General features: G+C 61.7%; 15 protein-coding genes and 2 pseudogenes. 6 read left to right on the top strand and 11 right to left on the bottom strand.

Annotation, left to right across the window (positions count from 1 at the left end):
- Nucleotides 1-22 precede the first annotated feature (22 nt).
- The 9 genes from U4012_RS11875 to U4012_RS11835 form a co-directional block, all read right to left on the bottom strand.
- Nucleotides 23-823, bottom strand: a complete 801-nt coding sequence (locus tag U4012_RS11875; protein ID WP_124667501.1) for an ABC transporter permease subunit — start codon at nucleotides 821-823, stop codon at nucleotides 23-25.
- A gap of 5 nt (nucleotides 824-828) precedes the next feature.
- On the bottom strand, nucleotides 829-1794 hold the full coding sequence (locus U4012_RS11870) for an ABC transporter permease subunit (RefSeq protein ID WP_321798673.1): 966 nt from the start codon (nucleotides 1792-1794) through the stop codon (nucleotides 829-831).
- On the bottom strand, nucleotides 1791-2945 hold the full coding sequence (locus U4012_RS11865) for an ABC transporter ATP-binding protein (RefSeq protein ID WP_321798671.1): 1155 nt from the start codon (nucleotides 2943-2945) through the stop codon (nucleotides 1791-1793). Before U4012_RS11865 ends, U4012_RS11870 begins: the two co-directional genes overlap by 4 nt.
- A 68-nt stretch (nucleotides 2946-3013) precedes the next feature.
- Entirely contained in the window at nucleotides 3014-4495 is a 1482-nt protein-coding gene (locus U4012_RS11860; RefSeq protein ID WP_321798669.1) for a DUF3138 family protein, read from the bottom strand.
- Nucleotides 4496-4589: 94 nt separating this feature from the next.
- Nucleotides 4590-5792, bottom strand: coding sequence for an extracellular solute-binding protein (locus U4012_RS11855; RefSeq protein ID WP_321798667.1), 1203 nt, complete (start codon nucleotides 5790-5792; stop codon nucleotides 4590-4592).
- A complete protein-coding gene (locus tag U4012_RS11850; RefSeq protein WP_321798665.1) occupies nucleotides 5722-7302 on the bottom strand; it encodes a hydantoinase/oxoprolinase family protein in 1581 nt (526 codons plus the stop codon). Before U4012_RS11850 ends, U4012_RS11855 begins: the two co-directional genes overlap by 71 nt.
- Nucleotides 7299-8498 carry a DUF917 domain-containing protein gene (locus tag U4012_RS11845; protein WP_321798663.1) on the bottom strand — a complete coding sequence of 400 codons (1200 nt, stop codon included), beginning with the start codon at nucleotides 8496-8498 and terminating at the stop codon, nucleotides 7299-7301. The genes U4012_RS11850 and U4012_RS11845 overlap by 4 nt, the downstream gene beginning before the upstream one ends.
- 129 nt (nucleotides 8499-8627) lie before the next feature.
- On the bottom strand, nucleotides 8628-10199 hold the full coding sequence (locus U4012_RS11840; RefSeq protein ID WP_321798661.1) for a PucR family transcriptional regulator: 1572 nt from the start codon (nucleotides 10197-10199) through the stop codon (nucleotides 8628-8630).
- A 438-nt stretch (nucleotides 10200-10637) separates the two neighbouring features.
- A complete protein-coding gene (locus tag U4012_RS11835) occupies nucleotides 10638-11279 on the bottom strand; it encodes a response regulator transcription factor (RefSeq protein WP_321798659.1) in 642 nt (213 codons plus the stop codon).
- Between the two features lie 317 nt (nucleotides 11280-11596).
- On the opposite strand from U4012_RS11835, the gene U4012_RS11830 reads away from it, so the two are divergent.
- Both U4012_RS11830 and U4012_RS11825 read left to right on the top strand, forming a co-directional pair.
- On the top strand, nucleotides 11597-11920 hold the full coding sequence (locus U4012_RS11830) for a flagellar transcriptional regulator FlhD (RefSeq protein WP_321798657.1): 324 nt from the start codon (nucleotides 11597-11599) through the stop codon (nucleotides 11918-11920).
- On the top strand, nucleotides 11917-12519 hold the full coding sequence (locus U4012_RS11825; RefSeq protein ID WP_321798655.1) for a FlhC family transcriptional regulator: 603 nt from the start codon (nucleotides 11917-11919) through the stop codon (nucleotides 12517-12519). Before U4012_RS11830 ends, U4012_RS11825 begins: the two co-directional genes overlap by 4 nt.
- Here U4012_RS11825 and U4012_RS11820 read toward each other — a convergent pair.
- Nucleotides 12516-14327 carry a hybrid sensor histidine kinase/response regulator gene (locus U4012_RS11820; protein ID WP_321798653.1) on the bottom strand — a complete coding sequence of 604 codons (1812 nt, stop codon included), beginning with the start codon at nucleotides 14325-14327 and terminating at the stop codon, nucleotides 12516-12518. The two genes, U4012_RS11825 and U4012_RS11820, sit on opposite strands and share 4 nt — an antisense overlap.
- Before the next feature lie 826 nt (nucleotides 14328-15153).
- Between U4012_RS11820 and U4012_RS11815 the strand changes: the two genes are divergently transcribed.
- The 3 genes and pseudogenes from U4012_RS11815 to U4012_RS11810 all read left to right on the top strand — a co-directional run bounded on the left by U4012_RS11815 (nucleotide 15154) and on the right by U4012_RS11810 (nucleotide 16681).
- Complete coding sequence (locus U4012_RS11815) at nucleotides 15154-15510, top strand: NirD/YgiW/YdeI family stress tolerance protein (RefSeq protein ID WP_321798651.1); 357 nt, start codon at nucleotides 15154-15156, stop codon at nucleotides 15508-15510.
- Between the two features lie 621 nt (nucleotides 15511-16131).
- Nucleotides 16132-16224, top strand: a pseudogene (locus tag U4012_RS35935) (hypothetical protein); the annotation flags it as partial.
- A 94-nt stretch (nucleotides 16225-16318) separates the two neighbouring features.
- A complete protein-coding gene (locus tag U4012_RS11810) occupies nucleotides 16319-16681 on the top strand; it encodes a cation:dicarboxylate symporter family transporter (protein ID WP_321798649.1) in 363 nt (120 codons plus the stop codon).
- A 294-nt stretch (nucleotides 16682-16975) separates the two neighbouring features.
- Here U4012_RS11810 and U4012_RS11805 read toward each other — a convergent pair whose 3' ends face one another.
- The gene (locus U4012_RS11805; RefSeq protein ID WP_321798647.1) at nucleotides 16976-17866 is read right to left on the bottom strand and encodes a LysR family transcriptional regulator; all 891 of its coding nucleotides are present in this window, start codon (nucleotides 17864-17866) and stop codon (nucleotides 16976-16978) included.
- 343 nt (nucleotides 17867-18209) lie between these two features.
- On the opposite strand from U4012_RS11805, the pseudogene U4012_RS11800 reads away from it, so the two are divergent.
- A pseudogene (locus tag U4012_RS11800) lies at nucleotides 18210-18812 on the top strand (recombinase family protein); the annotation flags it as partial.
- Nucleotides 18813-19010 lie beyond the last annotated feature (198 nt).

The following is a 19010-nucleotide window of genomic DNA, read 5'->3' as shown; positions in this document are numbered from 1 at the left end:
GGCCGGCAGGCCGAGTTCGCCGTTACCGCGCAAATCGAACCTGCCGGCGTTTCAGACCGCTCGCCGTCAGCACGATCAGCGATACGCCCCCGATCATCACGGTTGCCAGCGCGTTCATCTCCGGATTCATCCCGAGCCGTACCCGGGAGAACACCACCAGCGGCAGCGTGGTCGAACCCGGCCCGGAGAGAAATGCCGACAGAATGAGGTCGTCGAGCGAAATCGTGAACGACAGCAGCCATCCGGACGCGATCGCTTGAAAGATCGCCGGGAGCGTCACGTGAAAGAACGCGGCGACCGGGCCGGCACCCAGATCGAGCGCGGCTTCCTCGATGGCGATATTCAGCTCCTTCACGCGCGACTGAACGATGACCGCGACGTACGAGACGCACAGCACCGTATGTCCGATCGCCATCGTCATCCAGCCGCGCCCGGACGGCCAGCCGAGACACTGCTCGAGCGCGACGAACAACAGCAGCAACGCGATACCGAGTACCACTTCCGGAATGACGAGCGGCGCATTGATCAACAGCGAAAACGCGGACCGCCCGCGAAAGCGATTGAAGCGCGCGAGAACGAAGCCCGCCCATGTGCCGATCAGGGCCGACAGGCATGCGGTGCAAAACGCGATCTTCAACGAAAGCCCGGCCGCATGCAGCAGTTCGTCGTCGCGCGTCAGCTCGGCATACCATCTCAACGATGCATGGGACCACACGCTTGCCAGCTTCGAATCGTTGAACGAGTAAACGATCACGCTTGCGATCGGAAAATACAGGAATGCAAATCCGAGAACGAGCACGAGCACACTCGCCTTGCCAGTCATGTTCTTCACGCCGTGCCTCCACGCTCGCGGTTCTGGTAATGCTGAAATGCAGCGATCGGCACGAGCAGCAACACCATCATCGCGACGGTGATGGCCGCCGCCGCCGGCCAGTCCATATTGTTGAAAAACTCGTCCCACATCAACCGCCCGATCATCAACGTGTCGGATCCGCCGAGCAATTCAGGAATCACGTATTCGCCGACCGACGGAATGAACACGAGCAAGCTGCCGGCGACAATGCCGTTTCGCGCGAGCGGGATGGTGACGCGAAAGAACGCCTCCACCGGCCCGGCACCGAGATCGTAGGCCGCCTCGAGCAGGCGCATGTCCATCTTCATCAGGTGCGCGCACAACGGCATGATCATGAACGGCAGGTACGAGTACACCATCCCGATATAGACGCCGATATCGGTGTGATAGAGGCGCAGCGGCGATGCGATCAGACCGGCCGCCATCAGCGCGCGGTTGAGGATGCCGTCGTCCTTGAGAATGCCGCTCCACGCATAGACCCGCAGCAGGAATGACGTCCAGAACGGCAACATCACGCCGAGCAGCAGCACGTTCCTGCGCGCCGGCGACGCCCGCGAAATGCAATACGCGAACGGGAAGCCGAGCACGAGACACAGTGCGGTCGAGATCGCCGCGATTTTCAGCGAACTGAAGTAGGTCGACACATAGAGACTGTCGGTCAGCACGTTGGCGTAATGCTGCAGGCTCAATACGATCCGAATCAGCGAATCCGACACGACGATCGTGTCCGTATAGGGCGGGCTTCGAAGCGCGACGTCTGAAAAACTGATCTTGAGGACCAGCAGAAACGGAATGGCGAGCACCAGCGCGAGCCAGGCCGACGGAACGGCGATCGCGAGGCTGCGCCGGCTCGGCGCAATCGAGCCGAACCATGCCGGCACGCGTTGCAGCACGGTCGGCAACCGGCGGCGCTGCGTCAACTGAATACGGGAGATGTTCATGCCGTCAGCACCATCACGTCGTCTGCATCCCAGCACAGGGTGACCTCTTCTCCCGCGGCGGGCAGGCGATCAACCGTCCCGCCCGCGACCGGCACATGCGACAGCAATGTCCTGCCGCTCGCAAGCGCAACATGGAAGCTCGAATAATCGCCCATGTACACCGTGTCGACGACCGTGCCGACAGCGCAGTTGCGTTCACCGGCAATCCGTCGGCGCGACACCCTGACCCGGGTCGGCCGGACCGAAACGGCGACCGCCATGCCGGGCGAACCCGTGATGCCGTGGCCGACGTAAATCTCCGACTCGAGTTGCCCGCAGCGGATCACCGTATGATCAGGGCTGCTCTCGTGCACGGTTCCCTCGAGAATGTTGGTCGTGCCGATGAAACTCGCCGTGAACCGGCAATTCGGATATTCGTAGACGTCGCGAGGCGTTCCCGTCTGCACGATGTTTCCGGCGCTCATGATCGCGAGACGGTCAGCCATCGCCATGGCCTCCTCCTGGTCGTGCGTCACCATGATGCAGGTCACGCCGACCTTCTCGATGATCTTCACGAGTTCCAGCTGGGTCTGCTGGCGAATCTGCCGATCCAGTGCCGACATCGGTTCGTCGAGAAGCAGGAGCTTCGGCTGTTTCGCCAGCGATCGAGCAAGCGCGACACGCTGCTGCTGCCCACCGGAAAGCTGATCGGGCCGCCGGTTCGCGAACGAGGCCATCTGCACCAGTTCGAGCATCTGCATGACGCGCTCCCTGCGGGCATGCCGTGTCATCTTTTCCCATTTCAGCCCGAACGCGACGTTCTGCGCGACGCTCAGATGCGGAAACAGCGCATACGACTGAAACATCATGTTGACCGGCCGCCGATACGGCGGACATTCCGTGATGTCCGTGCCGTCGACGAGGATGCGGCCCGAAGTCGGCGCCTCGAAGCCGGCCAGCATCCGCAACAACGTCGACTTTCCGCATCCGGAGCTGCCCAGCAGCGCGAACAGTTCGCCCTTGCCGACGCAGAGGTCGACCTCCTGCACGGCAACCGCATCGCCGAACTTCTTGACCAGCTTCTCGATGCGGACGAATCCGGCATCGCTGTGCGCCGGATCGCTTAGGTTGGCCGGCCGCTGAAACAGCGGTGCGGCGTCGGTGAGATTCATGGAGTGCTCGCTCGTCTGAAAATGAAATCGGATTCCGTCGGCATGCGCGTCATGCGCGATGCCCGAGGTCAGAACGTATAGACCAGCGTCGTGCCGATCACGTCATTGCTTTTTCGCCACGAGCCGTCGGCGCGCTGGAACACGTTCTTGTTTGCCCAGTCATGGCGGTATTCGACCTTGATCGTGTAGTTCACGGCCGGGTAGAACATCAGGTCGAACGCGACGTCCTGCCGATTCGCCCCGCGACATTCGAGTCCGTTGTCGCTCGACGCGGCCAGACAGGACGGATCGATCCCGAAGCCGTTCAGGCCGTCGGTTCCGGCCGAGGCATTGCCCGCCAGCGCGCTGCCGCCGACATAGGTATTCCCGCCTCCGCCGCCGTTACGGCTGTCGTTCAGATAATCCCAGCGCAACGCGACACCCATCAGGCCGATCGTCGGCAGGTGCCATTTGCGCGTATACAGCATCGAAAGCCCCCACCACGTTGCATCCCGTCCGTTCCATGCCGCATGCTTCTGCTTGCCGAAGTCCACTTCCGCGTTGAACGTCGTGTCCGCGACCGCGTAGGTCGCGTCGATGTCCATGAACATGTAGGTCGAAAACGGCGATGCAGCCGTACAGTTGTAGCCGAAGCCTCCCGACGCGCAATCCCCGCCGGCATTGCCCGAATAGATCGGCTGGCGGCCGATCGCACCCGACCACCCCACGTCCCAGGCGCCCTTGCTGCGATCGATCCGCCAGTTGATCATCGGCGTGAGACTCGTATGCAGGCGTCCGCTCGAATCGGATGCGATCGCCGCGTGCGTCAGGTTCTGCGCATTGCCGACGATCACCTTCCAGCTGTAGTCGCCCTTGGATCCGTTGTATCCGGCGCCGACGAAATAGCCGGGAATGCTGAAGTCGTACAGGAGGTTGTGCGTCAGCGTCGGCAGCAGGTTGGATTGCTGCGACTCGTAGCCTGCGACGCTGGGCATGAGGCCGAACAGGAACTGGTTCGTGTCGTCGTGCGGGATCGTCACGAAAGCCGTATTGAAAATATTGTTTCCCTTGGCACCGTCGAGCGTCGTATTGCCGGCACCGCGGTTGGGCTGAATCTGGATTTCGGCTGAAGGGGCGGTAGGCCCGACGCCGAACGTCTTCTTGATGTCGAGGTATACGTCGCCCATGTTGCCGCCATAGTACGTATACCCGCTGTTGTGATCGAGAAACGAGACGCCGCCGCTGCGCGCATTCCGGTTGTACAGATACATCGGATCCAGATAGCCGGTGATCGACAGGCCGGCGATCGGCCCCTCGCTCGCTGCCGTACTGAGTGTCTCGACCTGCAGATTCTGTCTGGCCACTTGTTGCTTGAGATCGGCGAATTCCTCCTCCGAAACACCCGGATTCGCGCTCCCCGACTTCGCCGGCGCATCCTTCGCGGCCCGCTCCAGACTTTCGACCTTTCTTTGCAACACCTGCAACTGCGCCTTCAGTTCGTCGACGACCGTGTCCGCATGGGAAACCGCCGGCACACAGGCCATCAGCAACGCTCCAATCCGCTTGCTCATCCCGCGCCTCCTCACCGTGCCAATTATTTCGTTATGCATATCAATATGGATGTATTCATCGCGTGCGACGCCGTCATGTCGGCGTCGCGCCTGCTTATCGCCCGGCTTTCAGCTCGAGGTAATCCCGATTGATCTGGCGCATCAGGGAGATCGGCAGCGGCTTCTCGAGCGTCACCCGCTTCATGTCCTCGGGTGGCGGAAAGATGGCCGGATCGTTCATGATCTTCGGATCGATCAGCGGACGCGCAGCGCTGACCGAAGTCGGATACTTGAGCTCATTGGTTTGCGTGGCCGATACATCCGCGCGCAACATGAAATCGATGAACTTCATCGCATTCTCCTTGTGCGGCGAGCCTGCGGGAACGGCGAACATGTCGACCCAAAGCGGCGCACCCTCCTTCGGAATGACGAAGGTCAGATCGAATTTTCGTCCTGCTGCCTTCGCCTGGAGCTTCGCCGTTTGTGCGTCGCCGGAGTACGCCACGGCGGCGCATACGTCCCCTCCCGCGAGATCCGCGATATAGCTGGACGAGCTGAACTGGGTGACATACGGGCGAATCGCCTTGAGCTTGTCGAGCGCGGCCTTGAAGTCCTTCGGATCCTGCGTATCGGGATTGAGCTTCGCCCCGAACAACGCATCCTGGAAAGTCTCGCCGCCGTTGTCCTGCAGCGAGATCCCGCACGACTTCAGCTTGCCGGCCCACTTCGGGTCGAAGATCATGTCCCAGCTGTTCAGCGGCGCATCCGTGCCGGCACGCTTCCTGACCTCGGTCAGGTTGTAGGCCAGCCCCGTGATGCCCCATACGTACGGCACGCCATATTCCCCCTTGGGATCGTTGATCCTGATCAGATTGACGATCTGCGGATCGAGGTTCTTCAGGTTCGGCAACTTCGCCGGATCGAGCCGCGCGAACAGGCCGGCATCCTTTTCCTTCGCGAAGTAGTTGTTGCTCGGCACGACGATGTCGTAGTCCGACCGCCCCGCGAGCAGCTTGGTCATCAGCGTGTCGTCGGTGTCGTAAACGTCGTACGTCACCTTGATGCCCGTTTCCTTCTCGAACTTCTCGACCGTGCCCGGCGCAATGTTTTCCGAGAAGTTATACACATGAAGCACTTTGGCCTCGTCGGCATGCGTCGCCGTGCAACAGACCGCCGCCGTGATCGCGCACGAAACCGCCGCGAGAATCGCCTTCAGATTGGATTGAGTAAGCATGGCTGTCATGCACCTATTGACGATGTGAAGGATGCGTCGGCGACATAAGGCGACCGGCCACCTTGAACCGGATTCGCGTCGCATTGCCGGGAAGATAGGAAAGCGGCACGTCCTCCTGCTCGAGGATCTCCACCGTCGCCGGATCGGCGCCCGCGTGAACGGCGGCCCGGATCGCTTCGTCGCGCAACGACGCCAGCGTTTCGTCGCGAATGTCGTCGCGCATCGTCACGATGCGATCGACCTCGCCGCTGACGTCGCCGATCGCCACGCCGATCGCGTTGGCCGCACCGAAGTTGGCCGGCCGGATGACTTCGTCGGCACCGTCGATGCGATCGGGAAACAACGCGCTTCCGCCGCCGACCAGAATGACCGGCAACGGTACACCGCTGGTCCTGATTCGCTCGACACCGCCCGCCAGTTGCCGCAGCACCGTATTGAATGCGGTCCGACAGAAGCCGGCCGACACGTCCGGCACACGATCGCCGATGCAAAGTCCCGTGCCGAGAACGGACGCGACGTCGGTCAGCGTCAGCGTCGATCCGCCGAACACCATCGCTTCGCTGGTCAGTCGATAGCCAACGCTTTGCGGGCCGATCACCGGAACACCGTCCGGACCGCGCGCGATCACCGTGCCGCCGCCGATGCCGAGCGAAATGATGTCCGGCATCCTGAAGTTCGTCCGCACGCCGCCGATGTCGACGGCAAGCGCGGACTGGCGCGGGAATCCCTTCATCAACATCCCGATGTCCGCGGTAGTGCCGCCGACGTCGATGACGATCGCGTCCTTGCGCCCCGAGAGAAACGCCGCGCCCTTCAGCGAATTGGTCGGCCCGCACCCGATCGTGAGCACCGGAAACGCGCGCGCGACATCGGCCGCCATCAGCGTACCGTCATTCTGTCCGATCATCGCGCGCGCATGGTCGAGCCGCGTCGCCTTGAGCGCGTTGCCGAAACCGGCGATCACGTCCTCGATCACGTCGCCCAGCGCCGCATTCAGGATCGATGCGTTCTCGCGAGGCAGAAAGCCCACCGATCCGATCCGGTGCGAAAGCGTGACGGGAATCGCGCCGAGTTCATCCCGCACCCACTGCTCGACCAGGCACTCCTGTTCGGGATTGATGTTGGAAAACACGCCGCACACGGCAATCGCGTCGATGTTGCCGCGCCATTGGCGAACGGTGTTCCGGATCTCGCTCTCGACGAGCTTGCTGAGGAGACGGCCGTCGTATTCGTAACCGCCGCCCACGATGCGCCATTGCAAACCGACCGCCGCCGCGAGATCGCACGGCCAGTTGGCCAGTGGCGGCACGGACGCGGATGACGGCCCCGCCAGCCGCAGCAGACCGACGCGCCGCAGCCGTTTGCGTTCGACGATCGCATTGGTGCAATGCGTGGTGCCGAGCATCGCCAGTCCGATCTCGTCGCGCGCAATGCCGGTATCCGACAGCAACTGCTCGATGGCGGTGCGCACGCCGCCGAACACGTCGACGGTCGTCGGCACCTTCGCCGTCGCGATGCAGGTCAGGTTTTCATTCAGGATCGCGGCGTCCGTATTCGTGCCGCCAACGTCGATTCCGATTCGATAGACGGTCATGCGCGCCTCCTTGCGATCGATTCGACCGGCTCGTAGTCCACCTCGTAGCCGAAATACCGGGGGCCGGTCGTCCGGATACCCTGCTCCGTGCGCCACTGGTCATGGCACGGGCATGCGAGCAGCGCGACACGCATGCCGTAGGTCAGCGTTTCGGTCGGAATGGCATGCCCGGTTTCATGATCGACAAGCGTGATCAGGTCAGGCGTGGTCGCCAGAACGCCTTGCGCATCCCGCGCAACCAGAAACTCGTTCTGGAAATTCACGGTCACGCTGCGCCCGGTGTCGTGCTCGATGCCTGCGATCACCATCGAGCCGCGCGTGAATCCTCCCGTCGTGCGACGCTTCAGGTCGGCGATCTTTCCTTCGATCAGCAGGTAGCCGTTCAGCGCGTCGGCCAGATCGGTCACAACGTTGCCGGTCTGACGATCACCGGCGCGCGAAATCAGCCGGCCGATATCCTCGGCCAGCGTGATCGAGCCCGGTATCGCGCACCGGCGTACTTCCTCGCCGGTCAGCGGGAAATCGCAAGCCGTTGCGTTCGCACCCATTGCGTCCACCAGCGGACGGCAGAGGCGTTCCCCCCATTCACCATCGATCGGATGCACGGTCGCGCGATTGCCGCGCTCGTCGGCAAACGTGGCGATGCGGGCCGCCAGGCCATGCAGATGAAACGACACCATCTGATATTCCGGAAACGCGCGTCCCATCGCATCCGCGTCGACGACCGGCAGCCGGCGTCGCGCGGCCAGGATGAGCGGCACCAGCGAATTTCCGCCGCCGATCTCGACCGGCATCGTCGCGAATGCCCGCTTGCCGAGCGCGGCCTGCATATCGTCGAACACGATGTCCAGCTCCCGCCCGGACGGCAATTTTTCGATCGAGACCGCGGGCGCGCCCATCATCGACGTCGGCAGGATCAGCGCGCCGGCCGGCACCTCGTTCACGTCCAGCAGTTCGATCGGGCCGCTGCGGCGAATTTCGTCCAGCGCGATATAAAGCCCGATCGCCGTGTCGCCCCCGCCGCCCGTGCCCAGGACTGCCGCCCCCAATGCGATGTTTCTCACCGCGTCTTCGTTAAGCTGCCGCATGCATGCCCCCTGCCGCGGCGCCCGGTCGACTGCCCGGGTCGTTTGTCCGTCGTTCCATGTCTTGAGTGCCCCTTCGGTTCTCGGGTTGGATCGCCCCGCCGGATGCAACTCGCATCCGGCAGCGTGGTACCGAGAATCGGGCGCCAAATTCGGACGGTCACTAGACAAGATACGCAACGGGAAACGGGGCGTTTATCCCGGCGGGATAACAGGGCAGCCGTACGGGGCGAAACCGCGTCAGCCGGCGCTACGCGACAACTTCAGCGCGAAGTGCAGCCCGAACTGGGCGGCGTCCCGCAGGGGCACGCAGCCGACGATCTGCTCGATCTTGTCCAGCCGGTATTTGAGCGTCTTGGGGTGAATGCCGAGGCGATGGGCCGCCAGCTTATGCGACTGGCCTGCGTCGAAGAATGCCTCCAGCGTACGCACGAGCTCGCTTTCCTGCGCCCGGTCGTGACATGCGAGCGCACCGACCATGCTGTCGACCCAGCGTCGCGCGGCCGGCTGCGATGCGATCTGGCGGAACAACACGTCGAGCGCGACATCGTCGTACGCGACCGGACCGTCGACCAGCGCGGCGGCGTCGAGCGCCAACACTGCCTGGGCGTCCAGCACGCTTCGATACAGGTCCAGCGCGGAGTCGACCGGCGCGCCACATGCGATCCGCCAGGCCTCTCGCCCGGTGTCCGCGAGGCGCTCCCAGATCCGGCGAAGCCGCATGTCGATCGCCTGCCGCGTGCCGTCGGACGACGCACCGCGCGGAATCGACGGCAACCAGAGCAAGCGTCCGTCCCACTCGAACACGAGCGGCTTCGATTCGATTGCATAGATCGCCCGCCAGATCGCCCGGCTTCTTGCCTCGAGCGGCGTCGACGCATCGCATGACGGCCGCGCGGGCTCGAACAGAACCGCCACGCTCAGCAACGACAGATCGAGCGACTTCGCCAGCGCCAGCGCATTCGCCCGGTCGACGTCGCCTGCGGCAAGCTGCGCGAGCCAATCCCTGAACGGCTCGGCGTAGGCCTCGTCGGCCACGCGCTGTTTCGTCAGTTCCAGCGTCAGAAGTGCCGCCGCCTGCTCCATCGTCGCGACTTCCAGCGGGCTGGGTTCCAGCCCGTCGGGCACGTTCACGATCAGGTAGCCGTCGACCGGCGTATCGGGCCGGCGGCCGAGGGCGACCATCCAGGCGGCGCTCCTGACCACGGTCCGGGTCGGCACGATGGACGCCGGCAGATTGGCGGCGATGTCGGCGGCCCCCCATTCGTCCGATGCCGCATAAAGCACACCGCGATCGTCCAGCACGACGACCGACCGTCGCAGCACGCGCGCGAGCAACGACACGAGCGTATTCAATCCGCCGCCGTTCAACATTTCCGTCAGCAGCTGCTGCTGAATCATGCCGGCTTCGCGCGCGACGTAGCCGTCCTCGCGCTGAACGGCGCAGATGAGCGGCGTCAGGATTTCCGCGTAATCGACGCTGAGCGGGAGCTCAAAAAGCGGCAGCGAGAGCTCGTCCGCCATCTGCAATACGGCCGGCTGCAACGGATCGATCAGTCCGGCCTGAAACACGAGAGCCGCGCAACCGCCGCGGCTCAATTGTCTGATCAGTGCGACCTGCCGATTCGTGTCGCTTCCCGTAAAGCTCAATGTCGTCAGAAACAGATGATGGCGAATATCCCAGTCTTCCTCATGCTCGGTGACTGTCTCGAGTACATTCACATGATGCACGACATTCGTCTGGCCGCCCTTGCCGGCGATCAGTCGCGCCTCCTTCATTCCACCGACGCGAGACGCCTCGTCGACTGTCATCCCCATATCGTCCCCCTCTGTTCCGGCTCTGATTGCAGTAACTTCTGCTCCCGGGCGCTCCGCCGCGAAGTGCCGGCATGATACCGAGCCAATAGACGTTTGAGGACTCCCCCGGTGTGGAGGACCAAAAACTGGAACCGGGTGACTCGCGTGAAGCCGAAGCGAGAAAAGTTGATGTCCGACGCCGCCAACATGCGGATTGCCGATCCCGTGGACGCGCGCCTGCGCCGCAAGGCGACTCGATGGATGCACTGGTCGCGGACGGCTGCGGGCGTCGACAACGACGGGGATATTTCCGGAACCAGGTTTCGAATTCCGGGATTCAGTCGGCAAGCGCGGGGAAATCCAGACGGTTCAGCGTGAGGACTCTTCCTTCGGCCCAGGATTCGTCATGAGCCTGCACGCCAGTGATGAGCCGACCCCGCATCGACCCGGACCTCACAGGAGACCGGCCTTTCTCGCGGCGGCGGCCGCCTGGGTGCGATTCAGCACGTTCAGGGCTCTGAAGATGGCTGTCACGTGGGCCTTGACGGTCTTCTCCGACAGATCCAGCTTGTCTGCGATGACTTTGTTGGGGACGCCATCGGCGAGATAGCGGAGTACTTCGATCTGTCGCTGCGTGAGTGGTCCGCTGGGGGAAGACGGTGCCGGACGCGGGAAATCGTCGACACTCGGTGAGACTTGTTGGTCGAGCACCAGCGGCGGCACGTAGTGCTCGCCGTTCAGCACCATCTTGATCGCGGAAAGGACGGTATGCGGGCCGGCCGATTTCGGCACATAGCCGAGTGCGCCGCGCCCAAATGCAGCGCGTACATCGCCGGGATCTTCGGACGTCGACAGAACGATGATCTGTACTTCCGGACGAATGCCCGCAATCGTGGAAATGGCTTCGAGGCCATTCATCCCGGGCATCTTCAGGTCGAGCACAACGGCATCTACCTCGGTATCCTGACAAAGAATTTGCATGGCTTCGTCTGCATTGCCGACCTGTTCGACAGTCAGGCCTTCCTCGCTCTGGCAAAGCAGGGCCGCTACACCGTCCCGAAGGACCGGATGGTCGTCGACGATGAGTATCTTCATTGCAATCGACCAGACGAGTAATCGATGTAAGGAAAGGTCTTAAGACCTTCGCCCTATTCAGGCTTCCTATATCAATAGGATAGTCAAAGGTCGTAATGCTTCAGTCTTATTTTAATTTCTCGCCTCGCTGGCCCAACGTCGCGTTTACATTTTCTCGAAAATTGCCAAGACTGAATCTCGTTAGTGCCTAATGCGAGTCGACTGCATGGGAGTCAATTCGGGTACTCATCGTCAATGGACGACGCGATGACGATTTCAGGCTCACCAACCCGAACGGCATTGATTTGATTGTATCTTCGATGCAATTGGAGTAAGCCATGAACATTACCAATACCGGCGACGCAGTATGGGAATTGAATATGTCGTATCTGTGGCTCGCGCAACGCTTGCTGCAGGAAGATCGCGCGAAGGGCATGTTTCGTCTCGGCCTGACGGCCGATATGGCCGCCGCGCTGAGCTCGCTGTCAATGAAGCACATGATCGACCTTGCGTCGTCAGGACAGTTGCTTTGCATACCTCGTCCGGGGACGCATGATGTCGTGCGAGCCTTGATGCGGCCGACGCCACCCGTCGATATCGGGCGCCTGCATGTCGCCATGACGCTGGCGACCAGCAGGCCGGACGCCGGGGAGGCCGTATGAACCGCAACGTCGAGCGACCGAAACTGGCCGATGACGCGAAGCTGGTGATGGATGCGGTTGTTCTGATCCGGCTCGGCGCGCGCCTCCCGATGCTGCAGAGCGAGGTTGCGCTTGCACATGATCGGCTGGCCCGCCTTTATCGCGAGGTAACGGGCACCTTCGCGACGAAGGGAATGCTGCCCTTCTCCACTGACTGGTACATGACCTGGATGGCGAATCTCCACGCATCGCTGTTCTTCGGCATTTACCGGTTTCTACGGAAAGAGGCGGGTTGCCGCCGGCTCGATGCACTCGCCAAGGCGTACGACGAGTACACGGCTTGCTGCGAGATGGTCCGGTCGGGGCCCGTGCTGACCGTGACGCGCGCATGGATGCTGGTGCGATTTGTCGACGGCGCCGTACTGGATACCGTTCGGTGTGTCGAATGCGGCGCCAGATTCATCGCGTATTGCCACGACGTTCGTCGTCAGCCGCGCTGCGTTGGGTGCCATCTGCCTGCGCGTGCAGGCAAGCGCAGGCCTGCATGCGCGACCGATCTGCGGGTCGGTCGCATGATGCCCAGGAAAAATCCGCCGCACCCGGACAAGCGTTCCGGCTAGCCTTCATCGCTCCCGGCCCGCGCACGCGCGCCGGCCGCGACAAGATTGCCAATCGCGGCACGCAGCTTGCCATTCGGGATCGGTTTGTGGAGTAGCAAGCAACCGCTGGCATGCGCCTCTGCGAGCCGTTCGGCTCCCGTGTCGCCACTGATGAGCATTGCGGGAATTTCCACGTTGTATTCGTTGCGTAGTCTCTCGATGACTTTGAGGCCGTTGGTGCCGCGGAGTCGGAAGTCACAAATGATCAGATCCGGGAGCCTGGAACACGCGGATAGTTGCTCGACCGCATCTTCGTCGGAGTCCGCGACAATCGTCTCGTAACCCCACATGCCAAGCAGTCTTGACATCCCCTCCCGAATCGCGGGCTCGTCATCCACGATAACGACGAACCCTCCGGTCTGAATGAAAGCGCGAGTGATCTCCGGGGACGTGCTCAATTGCCGGGGTGTCTCGTCGGAGCGGTCCAGGCACACTTCGAAGCATGACCCGCGACCGGGCTCCGAGCGGACGGTCAGACCGCATTCCATCAGGTCAACCATGCGGCGTACTATCGCGAGGCCCAATCCAAGGCCTTTACCGCGATCGCGCTCGGGATTGTCAAGCTGGTAATACTCCTGAAATATCAGATCAAGCTGATCGTGTGGAATACCCCGCCCCGTGTCCCATACTTGAATCGCGATGCGTGTTCCCCGGCGGCGACAGCCAACTACTACCCGGCCGGTATCCGTGTAACGTATTGCGTTCGACACGAGATTGCGCATGACACGTTCGAGTAACACCGGATCGGTATCAACGATCGCTCGGCACGGTACGCGTGACAGCCGAAGATTTTTTTCCGACGCGTCGAGTACGTGGTCGTTGCATACGTGTGCCAGCAATGCATCGAGCTGGAACGGCCGCCGGTGTACCTCGATTACTCCGGCGTCGAGCCGGGAGACGTCGAGCAGGGCACCGAAAAGCATGTTCAGCGTGTCTGTCGACTGCTCGATCCGAAGAAGGATTCGCTCCTTTTCGGAAGACGTCGCCGCGCCGCGCAGTGCACCGACCAGCAGACTCAGCGCGTGAGACGGTTGGCGCAGGTCATGACTCGCCGCCGCGAGAAAGCGCGATTTGGCCAGGTTCGCTTCTTCAGCAATGTGCTTCTGTCGCAACAGGTCGACCGCAAGCTGCTTCGCGGTTTCGTTGCGTGCACGCAAATCGGTGGCGAGCTGTTCGGCCTGGAAGCGCAAGCGGATGTTTTGTGTCGCGCTCCGGTTGGCGAGCAATCCGAGATAGGCGATGACGCAGATGAACAGGAACATCATGGGAGCGGTCGCCTGCTGGACCCGGTTGGCCGAGAACGCAGCAACCAGAACATACGGAACCGTGGCCGGCAACAGGAATGCAAGGAACGCGGGGAAGTAGGTGCCGAAGACGGGGACCGCGCCTGCGACCACGCCGAGCGTGGCGGTCACTGCAAGACTCTCGACCTCGAAACCGCCCCCGTATGCGAGCCGGATAGACGACCAGCCCCAGCCGATGCCAGCCGCCGCGCTGCATGCAATGAAGGCCGCCGCCCAGCGCGATCCAAGACGCACTTTCGTCGCCGAGCGCAGATAGCGCCAGGCCAGAATGGCATGGACGATGGAACAGGCCGCAATGTACGCAACCCACGCGGGACCGGCAAATGGATCGAGGTGCCCCAATCGATTCAGCGAAATCGCGAGCGTAGCAGCCAGGAGCGTGCCGCCGGACACGCTCAACGTCACGGTGCCGTAAACGATCTTCACCTGTTCCACGGCAATCGGATCCTGCGGATGCATCGCCATTTGATGAGCTCCGTTCCCCGCCTGCGGAATTCCAGCATCGCCTCAACGAACGGCATCGATCAACACACCTTGCAGGACGACCTGCGGCCGCTCGGTACTGCAATCAGTATGGCTCGCGCAATGCGACGGGTCTACGGTGCTGCACGCCAGAGCACTAAATCACATCGGCGAACAAGAAAAACGAAACGAGAACAGCCAGCACCACGATGCACGTCGTATTGATAGCGATCAGAAAATTGCGTCGGCGCCTGGCCACATTCCCGATCGGGTCGGCGCGGCGACATCCGGGACACGGGTCCATCGTTCGCGCGTCCAGCACGTGGTGACATGCAGGGTTCGGACAATACCTCACATCACTGCGTCTATTACTCATACTCATATTTCCGCCTCTGAACCGATCCGCAAACCGAATCTTATCCACCGCGCCGTTTCGCTATTGATGGAGAACGCACAGTCGAGCCCGACAATTCATGCAATCGGCAATTTGTCTGAATATTTTGGGTTTCGCGCTCGGCAGTTTTTTCAGGGAGGCAGGAAGACTGAAAAATGAAGGCTCGACAGGACATCCCCCGATCCGGGGCAGCCCTGAAGTACCACGCATTTCCGCGGCAATACCGGCTCGGACATGATGAATCTCGCGCGCAATGAACGACCCGATCAATGCCCGTTCTGTTGATACACAAACGTCCCTCAAGATCTGGGGCTTCATCTTCCCTGCTCCCCGGCCAACCCCGATTCCTTTCTTAAGCTATGCTTAATATAAGAAGTGAGACGATTCAAGCCGTGCCTCCTGAAACCTTTCACATTCGATCCATGGAGAAAAACAATGAAGAAGCTGATTGCCGCAATCGCGCTGGCCTCGGTTTGCATCAACGTGTTCGCGGCTGATGGTGGGACCGCCACCGCGCCCTCCGAGCCCGTCACGGTCAAACAGTTTCTCGCCTCGGCGATTGACGATCAAGCCGCGTCGCTGCGCGGTCACGTTACGAAATCACTCGGCGACGACAAGTATCTGTTCACGGATGGAACGGGCGAGCTCGTTGTGAAGATCAAACGCAAGCTGTGGCCTGAAGGACACTCGGTCGCGCCGGAGCGTATGGTCGAACTGTCCGGCAAATGGGATAAGGAAAAGTCGCCTGACCGCTCCAAGTTGAAAGTAAAGCAGCTTCGACTGCTTCCGTAACATGGATGGACGCAGCGATGCGAAAAATATCGGCACTCGACGCTGTCCAAGTATGCTGTAGCACACCGAAGTAGTTTCAGTATCCAGTTGACTATAGCAGTCTCCTGGGCCTTGACCATAGCGATCGATCACGGAATTCGAACGTGACAATTCATGACAGTCGGCCGCTGATTTGGGACGTATGCTTGTACATGCAATGATCTCCCCCCGATCGTTGCTTGTTCGTGTCGGATGTGCCAGTGAACCACCGAATCCTCCCCTGGTCCGGTGGTTCTTTTTTCAGTGTCGACTATCGACGGCCGGGCGGGAGGCGGGATTGAAACTGGAGGCATCGTGACTTCCGCGCCAGGAGCGCGATCCACCGCATGAAGCCCGAACCGGGGTGTGTTTCGGGTACGCGCGACGCGTGCCGAGCCGTCGGCGAACCCGGCGATAACGAGAAATTGACTGGGCGGTTGAGGAGAAGATCGTGTCGCTGAGGGAGCGCCTGTTGTCCCGCGGAGTGGAACACGCGCTGACGCAAAGACGGAGCTGCGGTGATCCGGATCTCGATGAGAAAGCCCGTTCGGATTCGGTCCGCTGCTTCCGCCGGTCAGGCTTGTCGCGGTCGCCTGCGTTGCGATGGCGATGTTTGCCGTCTTCATATTCGGCATCACGGCACGACTGTTCGGGTTTCGTCTGACGACCATCCTGCGCATCATCCGCGGCGAACTGCCCGTCGCGTTTTCAACCTGCAGTTCGGCGACCATGTTGCCGCAGTTGATGAAAAGACGCAGGACACGGCGTCCCGGCTCGCATCGCGACATTCGTGAATCCGACCGGCTACTCGTTCAACCTCGAAGGCCCTTCGATCCACCTCGGCCTGTCGGAACAGCTGGCTCTGACGATAACGATGGCGACCACTACGAAAGGTGGTGCGGCCGTGCCCGTATTCATCCTTGCGATTCTCTACGCGACGCATTCCAGCGCGCGGTTGCCCGTCGAGGGACTCGCGTTGATCGGCAGGGTCGATCGATTGATCGACGTGGGCCGCACAACGCTGAACGTTCTCGGAAACGCCGTTGCGCCGCTCGTCATCGCGAAATGGTGCGGCGAATACGACCTTGAACCGGGATGGACGTACGAACCATCGATACGGTCCGACAGGAAGTCCGTCGCGCCCCCGGGCTGAAACGGCAACGCGCCGGCTATCGCGCGGGGATAAATGATTCACGTTCCGTTATCCATCTCGTCTAGTGACTCTTCGAGGCGAATGACCGATTCTCGGTGCGGGGTGCCAGGCACCGCACGCAATGCAAAGGCGCACAACGATACTCACGAGGAAGCAGAAAGTGCTCGAAAAATGAAAGCACCGACGAACGAACCCGGGAATCGGCCTCGGACCGTGACAGCGACGATGGCCGCGCCGGCAATCTCGATCGGACGATTTCCGGCACTGCATCCGGAACATCTCACGGCGAGCCGGTCAGTCAGGGTCGCGCAGCCGTTCGTCTATGAATGGACGAATGACCTTGGACGCCATGGGCAACGTGCGCCCCTTCAGCGAGACCCACGAAAAATGCGCGTCGATGTTCAACGCCGGCTGAGTCGGAATTTCTGCCAGACGCGGCGCCGCGTGACGCACGCCAATGACGATGGTATCGCTCAGGCGAGCCAGTTCGAGCAGACTGCCCAGTTCCCCGCATTGCAGGTTGAACAGACGGTCCGGGTGGCCGTCCGGCCCGAATCGCTCCATCAATGCACGCCGCGTCGCTTCGGGCACGATCGTGCTCGCGATCTGGTAGCGCTTGAGGTCGGTCAACGTGGCCGGCAGGTTGCCCTTCAGGATCGGATGGCCGTGACGACACATGATCGCCCCTCTCATGATGCCGATGGGTTCGACGGCGAGATCGTGATCCGCCGGAATCGCGCGCGAATCCGCTATCAGAATGTCGAGCGAACGTTCGCGCAAGGCCTTCAGCAGTTGCTCCGGCTCCGTTCGCATGATCTGCAGCTTCAGGTTCGGCTGGTGTTTCGCAACGTATAGCAGCAGCGGCGTCATCAGGATCGCGCCCGGGCCAGGTCCCATTCCGATCGACAGACGGCCCAGCGATCCCTCGACCATCTGGGCCGCGGAGTCGGTCAGCGCGTCAACATTGGCGCAAATCACCCGGGCCTGCTCGAGGACATGTTGCCCGAGCGGCGTCGCCTCGATGCGATGACCGATGCGATCGAACAATGCGCCGCCCAGCTCCTCTTCAAGTGCGCGAATGCTGCGGCTCAGCGCGGGCTGGGTCAAGAAAGCGGCATCGGCCGCACGGCTGAACGAGTTCAGTTCGGCCAGCAGGATCACATGCCTCAATTGGGTGAGCGTCATGACGGATCGTCCATAACTCAAACTCATCATATTTCGCAAAACAATGCATTGGACGTCAAGTTTGCCTCACCGTAAGCTTGTTCCACCCTCGGGAAATACACGGAGACCACGACGAATCATTCCTGGGGGCTGATCTCGAGTACGCCCCGGGCCTTGCGATGACGGTTGAAGACCACCGCAGATACAGGCCCTGTCCGTTTCCCGACGTACGTGAAACGGGCATTCGCGGTCGGTACCGGATCCTGATGGGGACCGCATCAAGCGGAAGTGCCATCCGCGCCGGCGGGGCACCGTTCGTTCATGATCGCGCTCGGTATCGAATGGATAATACTCAGGATGTCGAATGAAAGTAGGTTACGCCCGGGTCTCGACGGACGAACAGCATCTCGACCTGCAATTGAACGCGCTTCAGCAGTCGGGTTGCGACCGGATTTTCTCCGACCGCGGCATTTCCGGCGCCCGAACCGACCGCCCGGGGCTGCAGCACGCATTGGCGGCACTGCGACCCGGCGATACGCTCACGGTCTGGAAGCTGGATCGTCTCGGACGTTCGCTCAGCCACCTCGTTTCAATCATCGGCGAATTGAACCAGGCGGGTGTGCGCGTCGTCTCGCTGACCGAAGCGATCGATACGCAATCGTCGGCTGGCCGATTCACGTTTCACCTGATCGCCGCACTCGCCGAGTTCGAGCGATCATTGATCAGCGAGCGAACGCGGGCGGGTCTCGCCGCTGCGCGCATGCGCGGCAAAAGGCCGGGGCGACGGGCAATACTTGATGCAGAAAAACTCGAGCAGGCACGGGGACTGTTGACGCATCAGTCGGAAGCCGCCGTCGCGCGGCGGTTCAAGATTCATCAGCGAACACTGCAGCGAATGCTTAAAACCACCCGTAACACAAGCGGCGAAGCTGCGATGCCGGGCAACGCGAATGCTGCGGCCGGTTGCGCGCCCTTGTACGAGTGCCCGATCTGCATGCAGGCGTCCATGCAAATGGAAGGCGTCGAGGTGTTTGGTTGCAACCGGGCAAAAGGCCTGGGACGCAAGACCGAGTTGCCGCTGTCGGGCATATCGTTCGCGGGTGCCACCGCTCGAACGCGTCTGGAATGCGGAGCCGCGTCGATATGCGGCACTCCGTCGTGCGTC

Origin of the sequence: Burkholderia sp. BCC1988, assembly GCF_905339895.1 — a bacterium.
Taxonomy (GTDB): domain Bacteria; phylum Pseudomonadota; class Gammaproteobacteria; order Burkholderiales; family Burkholderiaceae; genus Burkholderia.
Note: the sequence above shows the minus strand (reverse complement) of the source record. Positions and strands in the feature narration are given on the sequence as shown.

Coding starts and splice junctions, on each gene's coding strand:
- U4012_RS11870 (WP_321798673.1), bottom strand. CDS start 1,794: ATGAACATCTCCCGTATTCAGTTGACGCAGCGCCGCCGGTTGCCGACC.
- U4012_RS11865 (WP_321798671.1), bottom strand. CDS start 2,945: ATGAATCTCACCGACGCCGCACCGCTGTTTCAGCGGCCGGCCAACCTA.
- U4012_RS11830 (WP_321798657.1), top strand. CDS start 11,597: ATGAACATTACCAATACCGGCGACGCAGTATGGGAATTGAATATGTCG.
- U4012_RS11805 (WP_321798647.1), bottom strand. CDS start 17,866: ATGACGCTCACCCAATTGAGGCATGTGATCCTGCTGGCCGAACTGAAC.
- U4012_RS11825 (WP_321798655.1), top strand. CDS start 11,917: ATGAACCGCAACGTCGAGCGACCGAAACTGGCCGATGACGCGAAGCTG.
- U4012_RS11815 (WP_321798651.1), top strand. CDS start 15,154: ATGAAGAAGCTGATTGCCGCAATCGCGCTGGCCTCGGTTTGCATCAAC.
- U4012_RS11875 (WP_124667501.1), bottom strand. CDS start 823: ATGACTGGCAAGGCGAGTGTGCTCGTGCTCGTTCTCGGATTTGCATTC.
- U4012_RS11860 (WP_321798669.1), bottom strand. CDS start 4,495: ATGAGCAAGCGGATTGGAGCGTTGCTGATGGCCTGTGTGCCGGCGGTT.
- U4012_RS11855 (WP_321798667.1), bottom strand. CDS start 5,792: ATGCGACGCGAATCCGGTTCAAGGTGGCCGGTCGCCTTATGTCGCCGA.
- U4012_RS11835 (WP_321798659.1), bottom strand. CDS start 11,279: ATGAAGATACTCATCGTCGACGACCATCCGGTCCTTCGGGACGGTGTA.
- U4012_RS11850 (WP_321798665.1), bottom strand. CDS start 7,302: ATGACCGTCTATCGAATCGGAATCGACGTTGGCGGCACGAATACGGAC.
- U4012_RS11840 (WP_321798661.1), bottom strand. CDS start 10,199: ATGACAGTCGACGAGGCGTCTCGCGTCGGTGGAATGAAGGAGGCGCGA.
- U4012_RS11820 (WP_321798653.1), bottom strand. CDS start 14,327: ATGGCGATGCATCCGCAGGATCCGATTGCCGTGGAACAGGTGAAGATC.